Origin of the sequence: Sphingomonas qomolangmaensis (genome assembly GCF_024496245.1) — a bacterium.
GTDB classification, from domain to species: Bacteria; Pseudomonadota; Alphaproteobacteria; order Sphingomonadales; family Sphingomonadaceae; genus Sphingomonas; species Sphingomonas qomolangmaensis.
Genome location: NZ_CP101740.1, coordinates 2,364,482 through 2,380,101, shown reverse-complemented (window position 1 = coordinate 2,380,101; position 15,620 = coordinate 2,364,482). Strand labels below are relative to the sequence as shown.

The following is a 15,620-nucleotide window of genomic DNA, read 5'->3' as shown; positions in this document are numbered from 1 at the left end:
TTTATGACGAATCCAATACTTCCCCCTCTCCCCGTGGCGGAGGGGAGAACCGTCACTCGTCCCCGTAAATCGCCACGCTCCGCTTGCCCCCAGCGTTCGCCATGCCGCGATACATCCCCGGGGTGTTGAAGCTGTACGCCATCTCGCCGCTCGGCCCCGTGACGATCACCCCGCCGGTGCCGCCCAGCGCCAGCGTCTCGGCCATCACGACATCGGCAGCGGCCTTCAGCGTCTCGCCCTTGAAGCGCACCCGCGCGCAGATTTCGTGCGCGACGCCCTCGCGGATGAAGAATTCACCGGCCCCGGTGGCCGAGATCGCGCAGGCGCGGTCGTCGGCATAGGTGCCCGCCCCGATCAGCGGCGAATCGCCGATCCGGCCGCAGCGCTTGCCGGTGACGCCGCCGGTCGAGGTCGCGGCGGCGACATGCCCCTTGGCGTCGCGCGCGACCGCGCCGACGGTGCCGTATTTCATGTCGATGTCGTAGGCGCTGGCGCCCTGCGACTTGAGCTCGTCGAGCTGGCGGCGGCGTTCGTCGGTGGCGAACCACTCGGGACCGGCCTGTTCGAGCTTCTGCTCGCGCGAGAAGCGGTTCGCGCCTTCGCCCGCGAGCATCACGTGCGGGCTGTTCTCCATCACCGCGCGCGCCAGGCCGATCGGGTTCTTGGTCGCGTTGATGCCGGCGACCGCGCCCGCCTTGCGCGTGGTGCCCTCCATGATCGCGGCGTCGAGTTCGTTGGTGCCTTCATAGGTGAAGACCGCGCCGCGCCCGGCGTTGAAGCTCGGGTCATCCTCGAGCACGCGCACCGCCGCCTCGACCGCGTCGAGCGCGCTGCCGCCCGCCGCCAGGACCTTGGTCCCGGCATCGAGCGCGGCGTTCAGCCCGGCGCGCGCGGCGGTTTCGCGCTCGGGGGTCATCCGCGCCCGTTCGATCACGCCCGCGCCGCCATGGATGACCAAAGTCCAGCCGGGATTGTCTTGGGCGGCGGCGGGGGTGGCGGTCATGGTCAGGGCTCCGATGGTAGCGATGATGGTGCGTGCGAAGGGCATGGATATTCCTTCTTCCCCCCTCCCGCTGGCGGGAGGGGTCGGGGATGGGCTCGATGTTTATGCAACGGGGAGTAAGAAAGTCCCACCCCTAGCCCCTCCCGCAAGCGGGAGGGGGACCGGTCAAGGCAGGATCAACCCCGCCAGCGCCGCCGACATCAGGTTCGCCAAGCTCCCCGCGAGCAGCGCGCGGATGCCCAGCCGCGCGATTACCGGCCGCTGGTTGGGCGCAAGGCTGCCCGTCGCTGCCATCTGGATCGCGATCGAGCTGAAATTGGCGAAGCCGCACAACGCGAAGGTGATGATCGCGGTGGTGCGCGTGCTCAATTCGCCGCCCATCCGGCCGAGATCGATGAACGCGACGAATTCGTTGAGCACCAGCTTGGTGCCGAACAGCCCGCCCGCGCGCCCGGCTTCGTCCCAGGGGATGTTGAGCAGGAACATGATCGGTTTGAAGAAGCTGCCGATCACCGCCTGGAAGCTGAGCGTCGGATAGCCGAACCAGCCGCCGACCGCGCCGAGCAGCCCGTTGGCCATTGCCACCAGCGCGACGAACGCCAGCACCATCGCGCCGACCGCGACCGCGATCTTGACGCCGATCTGCGCGCCCATCGCGGCGGCCATGATGACGTTGGCGGCGCGCTCGTCTTCCTCCACCTTCTCGCCGACCGCGATCACCGCGTCGTCGGGCTCGCCCGCCAGCGGCAATTCGGGCTCGACCGGATCGTCGGGCATGATGATCTTGGCCATCAACAGCCCGCCCGGCGCCGCCATGAAGCTCGCGGCGAGCAGATAGGGCAGGGCGGCTGGCCCGAGGAACGAGGCATAGGCCGCCAGAATCGTGCCTGCGACCCCCGCCATGCCTACCGACATCACCGCGAACAGCTGGCTGGGGGTGAGCGCCGCCAGATAGGGCTTGATGACGAGCGGCGACTCGCTCTGGCCGACGAAGATGTTCGCCGCCGAACACAGCGATTCGACCTTCGACACCCCGGTCACCTTCTCGATCGCGCCGCCGACATAGCGGATGACGAACTGCATGACGCGCAGGTGATACAGCACCGAGACGAGGCTGGCGAAGAAGATGATCACCGGGAGCGCCGAGATCGCGAAGCTCGCGCCGCCCATGTCGGGGCGCGCGAGCGGGCCGAAGATGAAGTCGGTGCCCGCCTGGGCATAGCCGAGCAAGGCGGTGACGCCCGCTGCCATCGTGCCGATCATCGCGCGTCCGGCGGGGACGTAGAGCACGAGGAAGGCGATCCCCGCCTGCAACGCAAACGCAGCCCCCACCACGCGAAGCCGGATCGCGCGGCGATTGGTCGACAGCAGGACGGCGAGCCCCAGGATGACCGCGATACCGGCCAGGCCGATCAGAAACCGTGTGAACAAAACCCTGTCGCTTCCCCAAGCGCGCCGCGCGGAGCGGCGAAGGTGAAAGGTCGCAGGTGACACAGGACGCCGGGCGATGGAAGCGCGATGTGACGATCGATCCTCCCCGGGCCGGGGAGGGGGACCAGCCAAAGGCTGGTGGAGGGGGGCTTCCGCCAGCGCGCCGCGGCGTGGATGCCCCTCTCCGTCAGCCCTGCGGGCTGCCACCTCCCCGTACCGGTGAGGATTTGCTTGCGTCGCCTTTTCCTCTACCCCCCTGGCATGCACCCCAACTCTCCCGCGATCCCGCGCTCGCTGTTCCTTTTCTCGATCTTCTACGGCGGCATGGTCTGCATCGCGGGCGTGCTCGGCAACAAGCAGGTGGCGCTGGGGCCGCTCGCGGTCGAGGCGGGGATCTTCGCCTTCCTGCTGCTGGTCGTCGTCTCGAGCGCGATCGCCGAGCTACACGGCGCGACGATCGCCAAGCATCTGGTGTGGTTCGGCTTCATCCCGCTGATCTTCTCGATCCTGCTGGTGCTGCTGGTGCTCCAGGTGCCGGCCTCGGCGAGCATGGAGCCCGAGCGGCTGGCGGCGTTCGACCTGATGATGCGCGCGACCTGGCGGATCTGGATCGCGGGGATCATTGCCTATGGCGTGTCGCAGACGCTCAACGTCACGCTGTTCGATGCGATGCGGCGCGGGCAGGGTGGATTGTTGTGGCTGCGCGCGGCGACGGCGAGCGCGTTGTCGCAGATCGTCGACACGCTGATCTTCATCTCGGTCGCCTTCTATGGCTTGTTCCCGATCGGCGAATTGCTGGTGGGGCAGTTGCTGACCAAGGTGGTGCTGTCGATCGTGATGGTGCCGCCGCTGATCTATCTCTTCGTCGGGCTGGGACGGCGGCTGGATAGGACGCGGGCGGCTGCCACCGCCTGAACGGGGTTGGGGAAAAGCGCGCGTCGCATTATGGCGCATCGCATGACCGACCACGCCCCCGACCCCGCCATGCTCGCCAAGGCCGAGACGCTCACCGAAGCCCTGCCCTATCTGCAGCGTTATGCGGGCGCGACCTTCGTCGTGAAATATGGCGGGCACGCGATGGGCGATCCCGAGCTGCAGCGCGACTTCGCCGAGGATGTGGTGCTGCTCAAGGCGGTGGGGATCAACCCTATCGTCGTCCATGGCGGCGGACCGCAGATCGGCGCGATGCTCAAGCGGCTGGGGGTCGAATCGCGCTTCGTCAACGGCCTGCGCGTCACCGACAAGGCGACCGCCGAGATCGCCGAAATGGTGCTGGCGGGCAGCATCAACAAGGAAATCGTCGGCTGGATCGCCGCCGCCGGCGGCCGCGCGGTGGGGATTTCGGGCAAGGATGCCGGGCTCGTCATCGCCGAGAAGGTTCGGCGTACCGAGCCCGATCGCAATTCGGGGATCGAGCGCCATGTCGACCTCGGCTTCGTCGGCGAGCCGGTGGCGGTCGATCCGTCGATCCTGCAGGTGCTCGCGGCGCAGAACGTGATCCCGGTGATCGCGCCGGTGGCATTGGGCGCCGACGGCCAGACCTACAACATCAACGCCGACACGATGGCGGGGGCGATCGCGGGGGCGATCGGGGCCAAGCGATTCTTCCTGCTGACCGACGTCGCCGGGGTGATGGACAAGGACCGCAACCTGCTGACCGACCTCAACCCGCAGCAGATCGCCGAGCTGACCGCCGACGGGACGATCTCGGGGGGCATGATCCCCAAGGTCGAGACCTGCGTCAACGCGGTCGCGGCAGGGGTCGACGCCGCGGTGATCCTCGACGGGCGAGTGCCGCACGCGATGCTGCTCGAGATCTTCACCCGCGGCGGCGCAGGGACGTTGGTGCGGCGGTGATCCGATAATTCCTCTCCCGCCAGGGGGAGGGGGACCAGCGAAGCTGGTGGAGGGGGCGGGCACGAGCCGGGTGTTGGTAATCCGCCCCCTCCGTCAGCCCTTCGGGCTGCCACCTCCCCCTGGCGGGGGAGGATTAAAGGGACGCACCTTGCCCCAGCGCGGCGAGACCCGATATGACGGCACACGTCGTAACGCGGAGAGCCAAGCTTGTTGATCCTGCTCGAAATCATCCAGATGCTGATCACCATCGCGCGGTGGGTGATCATCATCCATATCGTGCTGTCGCTGCTCATCGCGTTCAACGTCATCAACACCAGCAATGATTTCGTCCGTTCGATCTGGAACGGGCTCGATGCGCTGACCGAGCCGGTCTATCGCCCGATCCGGCGGATATTGCCAGATTTCGGCTCGCTCGACCTGGCGCCGATGGTGGTGCTGATCGGACTGTCGATCGTCGACATCATCGTCAGCCGGCTCGCCGCCAACATCGCAACGGGCGGCGCGGTGCCGCTTTAAGCGATCGGTCGCTGGCGGGGCGGGCGACTAGCCTGTATGCCGCCGTTCCATGACTGCAACGATCATCGACGGCAAAGCCGCCGCCGCCGCCCTGCGTGCCCGTGTCGGCACGCTTGCCGAAGCCTTCACCGCCGATTCGGGGCGCAAGCCCGGCCTCGCGGTGGTGCTGGTGGGCGAGGATGCGGCCTCGTCGGTCTATGTCCGCAACAAGGGCAAGGCGACGCTCGCCGCCAACATGGCGAGCTTCGAACACCGCCTCCCCGCCGATACGTCGCAGGCCGAGCTGATCGCGCTGGTCGATGCGCTCAACCGCGACGACAAGGTGGACGGCATCCTCGTCCAGCTTCCGCTGCCTGATCAGCTCGATGCGCAGGCGGTGCTCACGCGGATCGATCCCGAAAAGGATGTCGACGGCTTCCACCCGGTCAATGCCGGGCGGCTGGCGACCGGGCTCAACGGCTTCGTGCCGTGCACCCCGCTCGGCTGTTTGATGCTGCTGCGTGATCAGCTCGGCGAGCTTGCCGGGCTCAACGCGGTGGTGGTCGGCCGGTCGAACATCGTCGGCAAGCCGATGGCGGCGTTGCTCACCGCCGCCGATTGCACCGTGACGATCGCGCATTCGCGCACGCGCAACCTAGCGGCGCATCTCGCCCACGCCGACATCGTCGTCGCGGCGGTCGGGCGCGCGAAGTTCGTCAAGGGCGAATGGATCAAGCCCGGCGCGACGGTGATCGACGTCGGCATCAACCGCACCGAAGACGGGCTGGTCGGCGATGTCGATTTCGAGGGCGCGGCCAGCGTCGCGGCGGCGATCACCCCGGTGCCCGGCGGGGTCGGTCCGATGACGATCGCGTGCCTGCTGCGCAACACGCTGGTGGCAGCGCATCGCCGCACCGGCATCGTGCTCGACGCCCAAGCGATCTGACATGCTTGAACTCTTCATCTCATCGTTCATCACCTTCTTCGTGATCATCGACCCGCCGGGCTGCGCGCCAATCTATGCCGGGCTCACGTCGGGCGCGTCGCCGATCCAGCGGCGATCGATGGCGATCCGCGCGACGATGATCGCGGGCGGCATCCTGTTCGGCTTCGCGCTGTTCGGCGAAGATTTGCTCCGCGTGCTCCACATCAGCCTCGATGCGTTCAAGATTGCGGGCGGCATCATGCTGTTCCTGATCGCGCTCGAAATGGTGTTCGAAAAGCGCACCCAGCGCCGCGAGGACCGCGCGCAACAGATCATGGACACCCCCGAGGTCGACGACGTCGCCGCCTTCCCGATGGCGATGCCGATGATCGCCGGCCCCGGATCGATCGCGTCGGTGATGCTGATGATGAGCCAGAATAGCGGGCTCCCCTCGGCGCTGACGGTGCTGGCGGCGCTCTTGTCGGTGCTGCTGGTGACGATGCTCGCGCTGATCGCGGCGGGGCCGCTGATGCGGGTGATGGGGGTGAAGATCGAAGCGGTGATCACCCGGCTGCTCGGGGTGCTGCTGGCGGCGTTGGCGACGCAGTTCGTGCTCGATGGGCTCGACGCGACGGTGTTGTAGACAACCACCCGTTCGTCCTGAGTAGCCGCTGAGTAGCTGCGCAGCAGCGTATCGAAGCGGCGTATCGAAGGACCGCCCGCTTGGGGCACATCCTTCGATACGGGCCTTCGCCTGCGCTCAGTCCCTACTCAGGACGAACGGCGGGAGGGGGCCAGTCCTCACCGTATCCGCCACAACCGATACGGCGAATTGCGCGGCAGCGGCACGCGTTCGAGGAAGCCCGGCACCTCCCCGCGCGCGATCTGCGCATAGAAACCGCCCGGCGAGCGCGACCGGTAATTGGTGGTCTCGGCCATGTTGGGGCAGATCAGCAGATAGCGCGCGCCATGCGCCTGCGCGATCCGGCGGAAATCGGCAGGAGTCCGCTGGAAGGCGTGATGGACGTCGAGGATCGCGTCGCCATTGCGGTGATACGGCCCGGTAATCCCACTGTGATGCGAACCGACGATCAGCCGCGGCGCGAGGTCGACATGGGTGAAGACCGTCGCGGCGGGCACGCGATTGAGCGTCGCGAGCGCGGGCAGGCTGGTGCAGCGCGCGCCCGCGCGGCTGATCATCTTCGCGCGTGGATCGGGCCGATCGACCGGCACCCAGCGCACCACCAGCCCCGCGAACAGCCCCGACACCAGCATGAAGGCGACCACGGTGCCGAGCACGCGTACCAGCACCGACGTCCGCGTCATCAGCCAGGGAAAGATGATCCAGCCGAGCGCGGTCGCGCCGGGCACCGCGAGCAGCTGCGCCGCGGGCGCCGCGCGCACCTGCCACAACAGCATCGCGCAGGCGAAGGCACCGAACAGCGCCACCGCGACCCAGCCGACGAAACGCTCGGTCCCGCGCGCGCGCCAGCTTGCGACGATCGCGCCGACCAGCCCGATCACGGGCAGTACCGCCATCGGGAAGGCGGTGTCGAAGGGGTGGCGATAGATCGGCTTGGCCTCGCGTACATTGCTCAGCCAGGTGCGCGCGAGTTCCTCCGATACGCCCTCGGGCCGGCCGAGGCATTGCGGGAACAGCAGTGCGAAGCCCGCGGCGATCACCCCGCCCGCGATCACCGCCGCGACCAGCCGCAACGTCCGGTTCGCCGGGTTTGCCGCCGCCAGCGCGAGCAGCAGCGCGCCCGCCACCACCATCACCGAAAGCCATACCGGGGTCAGCGCGTCGCAGCGCATCGCGTAATTGGCGTTCGAGGCGAAGGCGGCGAAGCCGAGCGCGCAGCCGCCGCCCAGCGTCGCGGCATAGGCCGCCATCCGCCGCGCTTCGTCGCGGTGCCACACCCAGCGCAGCGCGATCACCGCGCCCGCGCTTGCGCAATAGGGCAGCATCTCGAGCCCGATGCTGAGCGAAAACGCGCTCGCCAGCCCCACCACCGCGCCGCCGCGCGCGCGGCGCGGATCGGCGAGTCCCGCCACCGTCACCGCTAGCGCGGCGAGCTGCCAGCCATGATGATCGATCCGCAGCGGCCAGAACATCCGGATCGTCACCGCGCAGCACAGCAGGAACACGATCGCCAGTGGCCAGGCGAGCGGCGCGACCAGCCGCCGCGCGACCAGCGCGACGCTCGCCATCGTGATCGACAGTGGCAGCATTGGCGCGAATCCCACCGCCAGCCGCTCGGCCCAGGCGGGGGTGGTGAACCAGCCGAAGATCCAGATCAGCGCGGCGATCGGCAGGTCGACGATTCGGCTCCAATGGATGTCGATCCCGCGCGGCGGATCCATCCGATATTGGCGCAGATCGTACCACCCCTGGCCGCCCATCCACGCGCGCACCTGCGCCAGCCGCATATTGTCGTCGGTGTCGGCGAGCGACAGCCAATAGATCCCGCCCCAGCGCTGGTGGATATAGAACGCCACCACCGCGACCCAGGCGAGCAGGGTCCAGCGCAGCCAGTGGCGGTCGAGATCGCGGGCGAGGTCGAAGGCGAGCGGGCGACCAGAATGCAAAACGACTTCCCTCCGCGCGATGCGCCCTTTAGTGCCGCATCACTTCCGTTCGCCCTGAGCCTGTCGAAGGGTGTCCCGAACGATCCGCAAGCGTTCCACCGGCGGATCATGCGGGCCGGACTTCGACGAGCTCAGCCCGAACGGGGAAATACGATATCGCTCCTACTATCTCAGCGGGCGCAAAGGGCAAGGATGGCGTGGCGGCGGTGATGCGACAGATACGGGCGATGCGCGGGCACCCGGTGGTCGGCCAGCTGGTGCGCTTCCTGTTCGCAGGCGGCATCACCACCGCGCTCTACACCGCGGTCTATCTGCCGCTCGCCACCTGGGTATTCGCGCGCGATCAGGCGGTGTTCGCGGTGCCGCCCGCCTTTCTGGTCGCGGTGACCGCAGGGTTCTGGCTGCACAGCCGCTGGAGCTTTCGCGGCCATGGCGAGCGCACCGGAGCGGGGCAGCAGGCCAGGTTCGTCGGCGTCCAGGCAAGCGGCCTGGCGATGCACGCTGTGATCACCTGGGTCGCGACCGACCTGCTCAACCAGCCGCCCTGGGTGCCGCTGATCCCCGGCGTCATCCTGGTGCCGATCGTCACCTTCTTCCTCAACCGCCAATGGGTTTTTCGCTGATGGGACCTAGCTGATGGATCGTATCGTCTATGACCGGATGGCGGCGCACGACACCACCCATTGGTGGTATCGTGCGCGCCGCGACATCCTGGCCGATTATGTCGCGCGCGAGGGTGGATTGCCCGCCGCTGCGCGGATCCTCGAGATCGGTTGCGGCACCGGGCATAATCTGCCGATGCTTGCGCGCTTCGGCGAGGTCGACGCGATCGAGATCGATCCCGCCGCCGCCGAATTCGCCAGCGCCAGGCTCGGCAAGCCGGTCGGCACCGCGCCGCTGCCGCAGCTCACCGGGGTGGCGCGCGGCAGCTACGACATGGTCGCGGTGCTCGATGTGGTCGAGCATATCGAGGACGATGTCGGCGCGCTGCGGGGGATCGCCGACACGCTCAAGCCCGGCGGCCGCGTGCTGATCACCGTTCCCGCGCACCCCTGGATGTGGTCGGCGCACGACGTGGTGAACCACCATCATCGCCGCTATTCGAAGGCGACGCTTGGCGCTGCGCTTTCGGGCGCTGGGCTGACGCATAACGGGCTTCGCTATTTCAATTCGCTGCTGTTCCCGCTGGCGGTGGGCGCGCGCGCGGTCGGCAAGCTCACCGGCAAGGACGACAGCGACGATTCGCCGCCGCCCAAGCCGGTGAATGCGCTGTTCCAGGCGGTGTTCGGGCTCGAGCGGCATTTGATCGGGCGCGTGCCGATGCCGCCGGGGCTGTCGCTGATCACGATCGCGCGGAAAGCCTAGTTATCTGTCATGCCGGGCTTGACCCGGCATCCAGGCGGGAGTTTTCCAGCGGCGTATCGCTTGTGGTGGAGGGCGCACCTGGACCCCGGATCAAGTCCGGGGTGACGAGGGGTCTTATTCTAACGGTCGTTCAGACGGACGGGGGGTATCCCCCTCGCCCATCTGCCCATCCCCCGCGCGATAGCCGAGCGTCGCCACCCCGCGCACTGGCCCCGCGACATCGGCGACCAGATAGAGCGGCCGCCGCTTCGATTCGACGTATAGCCGCCCCAGATATTCGCCGATCATCCCCAGCACGAACATCTGCACCGCGCCCAGAAACACCGTCACCAGCATCGTCGAGGTCCATCCCTGCACCGCGCTGCCGGTGAAAAAGCCGATGCCGATATAGATCATCAGCAGGAACGACAGCGCGAACAGCCACAGCCCGATATGGCTGGCGAAGCGCAGCGGCGCGGTCGAAAAGCCGGTGACCGCGTCGAAGGCGAAGCTCAGCATCTTCGACAGCGGATATTTGGTCTCGCCGGCGTGACGCTCGGCGCGGTCATAGGCGAAGGGCACTTGGCGGAACCCCACCCACGCTACCATCCCGCGGATGAAGCGCGCCTGTTCGGGCATCGACAGCAATGCATCGAGCGCGCGCCGGCTCATCAGTCGGAAATCGCCGGTGTCGAGCGGGATCGGGGTGTCGGTGACGCGATCGAGCACGCGGTAGAAGGCGGCAGCGGTCAGCTTCTTGAAGAAGGTCTCGCCCTCGCGTCGGCGCCGCACCGCATAGACGACGTCGGCGCCCTCGGCGGCCATCACCGCGCGCATGTCGTTGAGTAATTCGGGCGGGTCCTGCAGATCGGCGTCGAGGATCAGGATCTGGTCGCCTGAACACAGGTCGAGCCCCGCGGTGAGCGCCAGCTGATGGCCATGGTTGCGCGACAGGTTGATCGCCACCAGCCGCGGATCGGTGGCGGCAAGCCGCTGCATCACCGCCCAGCTTGCGTCGCGCGATCCGTCGTTGACCAGCACGATCTCGTGATCGCCGCCCACCGCGCCATGCGCGGCTGCCGATACCCGGGCGTGCAACGCGTCGAGGCAGGCGGCCTCGTTATAGCAGGGGATGACGATCGATAGGGCGGGGCGGTGCATGGAGGCGCTTTAGCCGATGCGGTGGGGAGGGCAAACCACCTTGCTCCCCTCCCTGGAAGGGAGGGGTTGGGGGTGGGTGGGGACCTGAGGAAACGCACCGCCCGCCAACCGGCCGACCCACCCCCGACCCCTCCCTTTCAGGGAGGGGAGTGAGAAGAAAAAGAAGGGAGAAGAAGCGTCACCCCATCGCGGCGTTCGCGCGCTCTTCCACCAGCCGTTCGAAGATCGTCAGCGGCATCGCGCCCGACGACAGGATGTCGTGGAACGCCTTGACGTCGAAGCGCTCGCCCATGATCGCCTGCGCCTTGGCACGCGCGCGCAGCCAGCTGGTGTGGCCGATCTTGTAGCTGCACGCCTGGCCCGGCTGGGTGCAGTACCGCTCGACCTCGCGCAGCGAGCGCGGGCGCGCGAAGCCGACGGTTTCAACCAGATAGTCGGTGGCTTTTTCGCGGGTCCAGCGGTGATGGTGAAGGCCGGTGTCAATCACCAGCCGCGCGGCGCGGAACAGATAGGATTGCAGGAACCCCGCGCGGTCGAGCGGGGTGGCATAGCCGCCGAGTTCGTCGGCGACGCTTTCGGCATAGAGCGCCCAACCCTCGGTATACGCCCCGAAAAAGCCGATCTTGCGCAGCAACGGCGCGGTCGCGCCCTGCGCGATGCTGATCTGCAGATGATGCCCCGGCACCCCCTCGTGATAGGTCAGCGACGGCAGCGTATATTTCGGCCAGTCGGCGACGCTCTTGAGGTTGATGAAGTAGATGGCCGGGCGCGACCCGTCGAGCGCGGCGCGGCGATAATAGCCGTTCGAGGCCCCGTCCTGGATCTCCGCCGGCACCGCGCGGATGTCGAGCGGCGCGTCGGGGGGCAGGTCGAACATCGCACCGAGCTTGGCCTGCATCGCCGCATTGTCGGCGTTGAGGCTGGCGATTAGCTGCTCGCGCCCCGCCGGGGTGTCGGGATAGAGCTGCTCGGGCCGCGCGTTGAGCGCGTTGAGCCGCGCGGCGACGCTGCCGCTGGTCAGCCCCTGCGCCTTCAGGATCGTGTCGAGCTCGCCGCCGATCTCGGCGACCTGTTCGATCCCCATCTGGTGGACTTCGGCGGGAGTGAGCGTGGTGGTGGTCGCCTGGGCGAGCGCGGCGGCATAGATTTCGGCACCCTGCGGCACCTCCCAGATCCCGGCAGAACTGCGCGCCCCCTCGCGCAGCCTGGCGATCACCGTCTGCTGGCGATCGAGCGCGGGATAGACCTTGTCCTCGACGATCGCCGCTGCGCGCGCGCTCCAGTCGCCGGCGATCCCGGCTGCCGCCGCCCGCCGCGCAAGCGACGTCGTCAGATTGTTCTCGGCGGCGGCCGGTGCGCGCAGCGCCGCCATCTGCCGGAGCGTCAGGTCGAGCGAGAAATCGGGCGCAAGATAGCCGCGCGCCGCCTCCTCGGCCTGCACCGCGCTTTCCTGGTCGAGCACGGCCGCGAACGCGTCGAGCCTTGCCAGATACGCCTCGGCATCCTCGGCGGTCGTGACGGTATGCGCCGAATTGAGGAAATCGGGGGTCGAGAAATAGGCGCCGCCCTGCTGGAAGATCGTGAACGGGCGGAGGACCGAGCCGAGCTTGAAGCGGTCCCAGGCGGTGGTCTGGCTGCGCAGCGAATACAGCACCACCTCGCGGTCGAGCCGCGCGGCGGGCGACAGCGTTTTGGGGGCGACATCCTCGATCGCGCCGATCGCCTTCTTCACTTCGCTCGCGTCGCGCGCGCGCGCCTGCGCGCCGCGATCGGACAGCCGGCGCTTGAGCGCGGCGTTGGGACCATTGTCGAACCCCAATTGCGTCGCGAGCTCGGGGGAGCGCGGCAGCGCTGCCTGAAACACCTGGTCGAACAATTGGGTAAGCGCGGCATCGCCCGACCCCACCGCCGCCTGCGCGCGTGCGAAGCCGGGCAACGCGGCGACCGCGCCGATCGCGGCAGTGGAACTCAGGAAATCGCGGCGATGCATGGGGGGCCTTGGGTTGAATGGTGTCCCACAAGCCTAGCGGTGAGCGCAGGAGATTCAACCATCCTTCCCTCCTATTCGAGAAGGGGGCCTGTCAGCCGCGCAGGAACCGACCCGCGATATCCTTGGCGACGCGGATCGGGCGTCGCGTATCCGAGTCGAGCGCGCACCAGCTGCTTTCGACTTCGGCCAACACATCCTCGCCGCGCTTGATCAGCGTCGTGAAGAACGCGCGCGCGCCCTCGACGCGCTCGGCGACGACGGTGGCGATCAGCGCATCGTCGAGGAACGCGGGGCGGCGATAGGTGATCTCATGCTTGAGCGCGACCCACAGGTGCCGCGCCACCGCCTCGGCGGGCGCGACCGTCTCCCAATAGGCAACCACGGCTTCCTGCACCCAGTTGAGGTACACCGCGTTGTTGACGTGCCCCATATGGTCGATGTCGCTCGGCGCGATCGAAAGCTGATGATGGTGCATTGTTGCAGAATGCTCCTTATTGACATTAATGTCAATTGCCGGGTGGGTAGGGTGATGCGTTGATGCGTTAACACCGTCACCCCGGACTTGATCCGGGGTCCAGGCGATTCGGTGTCGTCACTGGCCGGGCTCTGCCGGCGGTTGGCTCGCATGGACCCCGGATCAAGTCCGGGGTGACGAAGGGCCTACCCCCGCTCCGCCGCGCTCACCGCATCCGCCGCGCGCAGCGACGCCAGCAGCTTCATCAGGTGCGTCGCGTCGCGCACCTCGAGGTCGATCGTATTGGTGTGGAACGTCGTGTCGCGATTATCCATGCGGATGCCGAGGATGTTCGCCTTGTGTGCGCCGATGATCGTCGCGACCGCGCCCAACGCGCCGGGCTCGTTCTTGAGCGTCACGTTCACCCGCGCGGTCCCGCCCTCGGCCTTGTCGCCCCAGGCGAGATCGACCCAGTCGGCGTCTTCGCCGTCGGCCAGCAGCGCGCAGGTGATGCCATGGACTTCGATCGGCATCCCCGGCCGCCGTACCCCGACGATCCGGTCGCCGGGCACCGGGCGGCAGCATTCGGCGAGGTCGAACGCCATGCCCGGGGTAAGCCCCTTGATGCTGATCGCGTGGAGCTGCGGCAGCATCATCGTGTCGGCGCCTTCGGCCGAACCCGGCATCAGCGCTTCCATCACCGCGGCATCGGTCACCTGTTGGCGCGCGATGGCCTCCATCAACGCGCCTTCGTCGTGCAGCTTCAACCGCTTGAGCGCGTCAGGCACCGCATCGGCGCCCACCGGCACCGGCAGCCGCGCGACGATGTCGTCGTACAATTTATGCCCCAGCGCCACGGTCTCGTCGCGCTCGCGGTGGCGGATGTGGCGGCGGATCGCAGCGCGCGCCTTGCCGGTGATCGCGAAGTTCAGCCAATTGGGCTGCGGCGTCTGCGCCTTCGATCGCAAGATCTGCACCTGGTCCCCATTCTCGATCTCGGTGCGCAGCGGCAGCACGCGGCCATTCACCTTCGCCCCCACCGCCTGGTCGCCAAGATCGGTATGTACCGCATAGGCAAAGTCGATGGGCGTCGCGCCCTTGGGCAGCTGGATCAGCTCGCCGCGCGGGGTGAAGGCGAAGATGCGATCCTGGTACATCGCCATCTTGGTATGTTCGAGCAGCTCCTCGGGACTCTCGGCATTTTCGAGGATCTCGACCAGGTCCTGGATCCAGCGCACCTGGGTGTCGGGGCGCACCTCGTTCTGCTTGTACGACCAATGCGCCGCCAGCCCGTGTTCGGCCTGTGCGTGCATCGCCTGCGTTCGGATCTGGATCTCGATCCGGTTGTCGCCGGCATGGAACACGCTGGTGTGGAGCGATCGATAGCCGTTGCGCTTGGGGGTCGAGATGTAATCCTTGAACCGCCCCGGCACCATCGGCCATTTGCGGTGGATCGCGCCCAGCGCGCGATAGCATTCCTCCTCGGTCGCGACGATCGCACGGAACGCCATGATGTCCGACAGCTGGTCGAGGCTGACATGCCGCTCGGACATCTTGCGCCAGATCGAATAGGGGTGCTTCTCGCGGCCCGACACTGCTGCCTCGATCCCGACTCGCGACAGCAGTTGCTCGAGCCCCGCGCCGATCTTGCCGATCCGTTCGCCGCCCTCCTTGAGCGCGGTCAGCCGCCGGGTGATCGATTCATACGCCTCGGGCTCGAGCTCGCGAAAGGCGAGCGTCTGCATCTCCTTCATGAACTCGTACATGCCGATCCGCTCGGCGAGCGGGGCATAGATGTCCATCGTCTCCTTGGCGATGCGGCGGCGTTTCTCGGGCTTGGCGATGTGGTGCAGCGTTCGCATGTTGTGCAGCCGGTCGGCCAGCTTCACCAGCAGCACGCGAATGTCGTCGGACATCGCCAGCAGGAACTTGCGTAGGTTTTCGGCGGCGCGCTGGCTTTCGGTCTGCGCCTCGATCTTCGACAATTTGGTGACGCCGTCGACCATCCGTGCGACCGCCGGGCCGAACTTGGCAAGGATTTCCTCAGGGGTAGCTACGGTATCCTCGATCGTGTCGTGCAGGATCGCGGTTGCGATCGTCTCGTCGTCGAGATGCAGGTCGGTCAGGATCCCCGCCACCTCGATCGGATGGCTGAAATAGGGATCGCCCGAGGCGCGTTTCTGGCTGCCATGCGCGTGCATCGAAAAGACATAGGCGCGGTTGAGCAACGCCTCGTTGGCGTTGGGATCGTAGCTCAGCACCCGATCGACGAGTTCATATTGGCGTAACACCTGCCCAAGATGGGGGCGCAGCGTAGCGATTGGCAACGGATTGTTGCGCGATCGCCCCCGCCGCTCCGATCATTCGTCGC

General features: G+C 67.5%; 14 protein-coding genes. 7 read left to right on the top strand and 7 right to left on the bottom strand.

Annotated elements, in window-relative coordinates; all coding sequences use genetic code 11:
• Positions 1-52: 52 nt before the first annotated feature.
• Together NMP03_RS11270 and NMP03_RS11265 are read right to left on the bottom strand one after the other, a co-directional pair.
• Positions 53-1,003, bottom strand: a complete 951-nt coding sequence (locus NMP03_RS11270) for an isoaspartyl peptidase/L-asparaginase family protein (RefSeq protein WP_256505508.1) — start codon at positions 1,001-1,003, stop codon at positions 53-55.
• A gap of 165 nt (positions 1,004-1,168) precedes the next feature.
• Positions 1,169-2,434: a NupC/NupG family nucleoside CNT transporter gene (locus tag NMP03_RS11265; protein ID WP_256505507.1), complete on the bottom strand. Its 1,266-nt coding sequence runs from the start codon at positions 2,432-2,434 to the stop codon at positions 1,169-1,171.
• A gap of 261 nt (positions 2,435-2,695) precedes the next feature.
• Between NMP03_RS11265 and NMP03_RS11260 the strand changes: the two genes are divergently transcribed.
• The 5 genes from NMP03_RS11260 (at position 2,696) to NMP03_RS11240 (ending at position 6,354) form a co-directional block, all read left to right on the top strand.
• On the top strand, positions 2,696-3,349 hold the full coding sequence (locus NMP03_RS11260; protein WP_256505506.1) for a queuosine precursor transporter: 654 nt from the start codon (positions 2,696-2,698) through the stop codon (positions 3,347-3,349).
• A gap of 42 nt (positions 3,350-3,391) precedes the next feature.
• The gene (gene argB, locus NMP03_RS11255; protein WP_256505505.1) at positions 3,392-4,291 is read left to right on the top strand and encodes an acetylglutamate kinase; all 900 of its coding nucleotides are present in this window, start codon (positions 3,392-3,394) and stop codon (positions 4,289-4,291) included.
• A 210-nt stretch (positions 4,292-4,501) separates the two neighbouring features.
• On the top strand, positions 4,502-4,807 hold the full coding sequence (locus NMP03_RS11250) for a YggT family protein (protein ID WP_319937590.1): 306 nt from the start codon (positions 4,502-4,504) through the stop codon (positions 4,805-4,807).
• Positions 4,808-4,856: 49 nt separating this feature from the next.
• Entirely contained in the window at positions 4,857-5,732 is an 876-nt protein-coding gene (folD, locus tag NMP03_RS11245) for a bifunctional methylenetetrahydrofolate dehydrogenase/methenyltetrahydrofolate cyclohydrolase FolD (RefSeq protein ID WP_256505503.1), read from the top strand.
• Position 5,733: 1 nt separating this feature from the next.
• Entirely contained in the window at positions 5,734-6,354 is a 621-nt protein-coding gene (locus NMP03_RS11240) for a MarC family protein (RefSeq protein ID WP_256505502.1), read from the top strand.
• A gap of 158 nt (positions 6,355-6,512) precedes the next feature.
• Here NMP03_RS11240 and NMP03_RS11235 read toward each other — a convergent pair whose 3' ends face one another.
• Positions 6,513-8,300 carry an AcrB/AcrD/AcrF family protein gene (locus tag NMP03_RS11235; protein WP_256505501.1) on the bottom strand — a complete coding sequence of 596 codons (1,788 nt, stop codon included), beginning with the start codon at positions 8,298-8,300 and terminating at the stop codon, positions 6,513-6,515.
• 197 nt (positions 8,301-8,497) lie between these two features.
• Between NMP03_RS11235 and NMP03_RS11230 the strand changes: the two genes are divergently transcribed.
• Positions 8,498-8,923 (top strand): GtrA family protein, encoded by a 426-nt coding sequence (locus NMP03_RS11230; protein ID WP_256505500.1) that lies wholly within the window; start codon positions 8,498-8,500, stop codon positions 8,921-8,923.
• A 13-nt stretch (positions 8,924-8,936) separates the two neighbouring features.
• A complete protein-coding gene (locus tag NMP03_RS11225) occupies positions 8,937-9,665 on the top strand; it encodes a class I SAM-dependent methyltransferase (protein ID WP_256505499.1) in 729 nt (242 codons plus the stop codon).
• Positions 9,666-9,779: 114 nt separating this feature from the next.
• Here NMP03_RS11225 and NMP03_RS11220 read toward each other — a convergent pair whose 3' ends face one another.
• From NMP03_RS11220 to NMP03_RS11205, 4 genes are all read right to left on the bottom strand, one after another.
• Positions 9,780-10,805, bottom strand: coding sequence for a glycosyltransferase family 2 protein (locus NMP03_RS11220; RefSeq protein ID WP_256505498.1), 1,026 nt, complete (start codon positions 10,803-10,805; stop codon positions 9,780-9,782).
• A 178-nt stretch (positions 10,806-10,983) separates the two neighbouring features.
• Positions 10,984-12,795: a DUF885 domain-containing protein gene (locus tag NMP03_RS11215; RefSeq protein WP_256505497.1), complete on the bottom strand. Its 1,812-nt coding sequence runs from the start codon at positions 12,793-12,795 to the stop codon at positions 10,984-10,986.
• A 91-nt stretch (positions 12,796-12,886) separates the two neighbouring features.
• Complete coding sequence (locus NMP03_RS11210; RefSeq protein ID WP_256505496.1) at positions 12,887-13,270, bottom strand: acyl-CoA thioesterase; 384 nt, start codon at positions 13,268-13,270, stop codon at positions 12,887-12,889.
• 185 nt (positions 13,271-13,455) lie between these two features.
• Positions 13,456-15,540, bottom strand: a complete 2,085-nt coding sequence (locus tag NMP03_RS11205; RefSeq protein ID WP_256505495.1) for a RelA/SpoT family protein — start codon at positions 15,538-15,540, stop codon at positions 13,456-13,458.
• Between the last annotated feature and the right edge of the window lie 80 nt (positions 15,541-15,620).

Excerpts from the sequence above, each read along its gene's own strand:
- NMP03_RS11220 (WP_256505498.1), bottom strand. The coding sequence starts at position 10,805 with ATGCACCGCCCCGCCCTATCGATCGTCATCCCCTGCTATAACGAGGCC.
- NMP03_RS11225 (WP_256505499.1), top strand. The coding sequence starts at position 8,937 with ATGGATCGTATCGTCTATGACCGGATGGCGGCGCACGACACCACCCAT.
- argB (WP_256505505.1), top strand. The coding sequence starts at position 3,392 with ATGACCGACCACGCCCCCGACCCCGCCATGCTCGCCAAGGCCGAGACG.
- NMP03_RS11270 (WP_256505508.1), bottom strand. The coding sequence starts at position 1,003 with ATGACCGCCACCCCCGCCGCCGCCCAAGACAATCCCGGCTGGACTTTG.
- NMP03_RS11240 (WP_256505502.1), top strand. The coding sequence starts at position 5,734 with ATGCTTGAACTCTTCATCTCATCGTTCATCACCTTCTTCGTGATCATC.
- NMP03_RS11260 (WP_256505506.1), top strand. The coding sequence starts at position 2,696 with ATGCACCCCAACTCTCCCGCGATCCCGCGCTCGCTGTTCCTTTTCTCG.
- folD (WP_256505503.1), top strand. The coding sequence starts at position 4,857 with ATGACTGCAACGATCATCGACGGCAAAGCCGCCGCCGCCGCCCTGCGT.
- NMP03_RS11215 (WP_256505497.1), bottom strand. The coding sequence starts at position 12,795 with ATGCATCGCCGCGATTTCCTGAGTTCCACTGCCGCGATCGGCGCGGTC.
- NMP03_RS11210 (WP_256505496.1), bottom strand. The coding sequence starts at position 13,270 with ATGCACCATCATCAGCTTTCGATCGCGCCGAGCGACATCGACCATATG.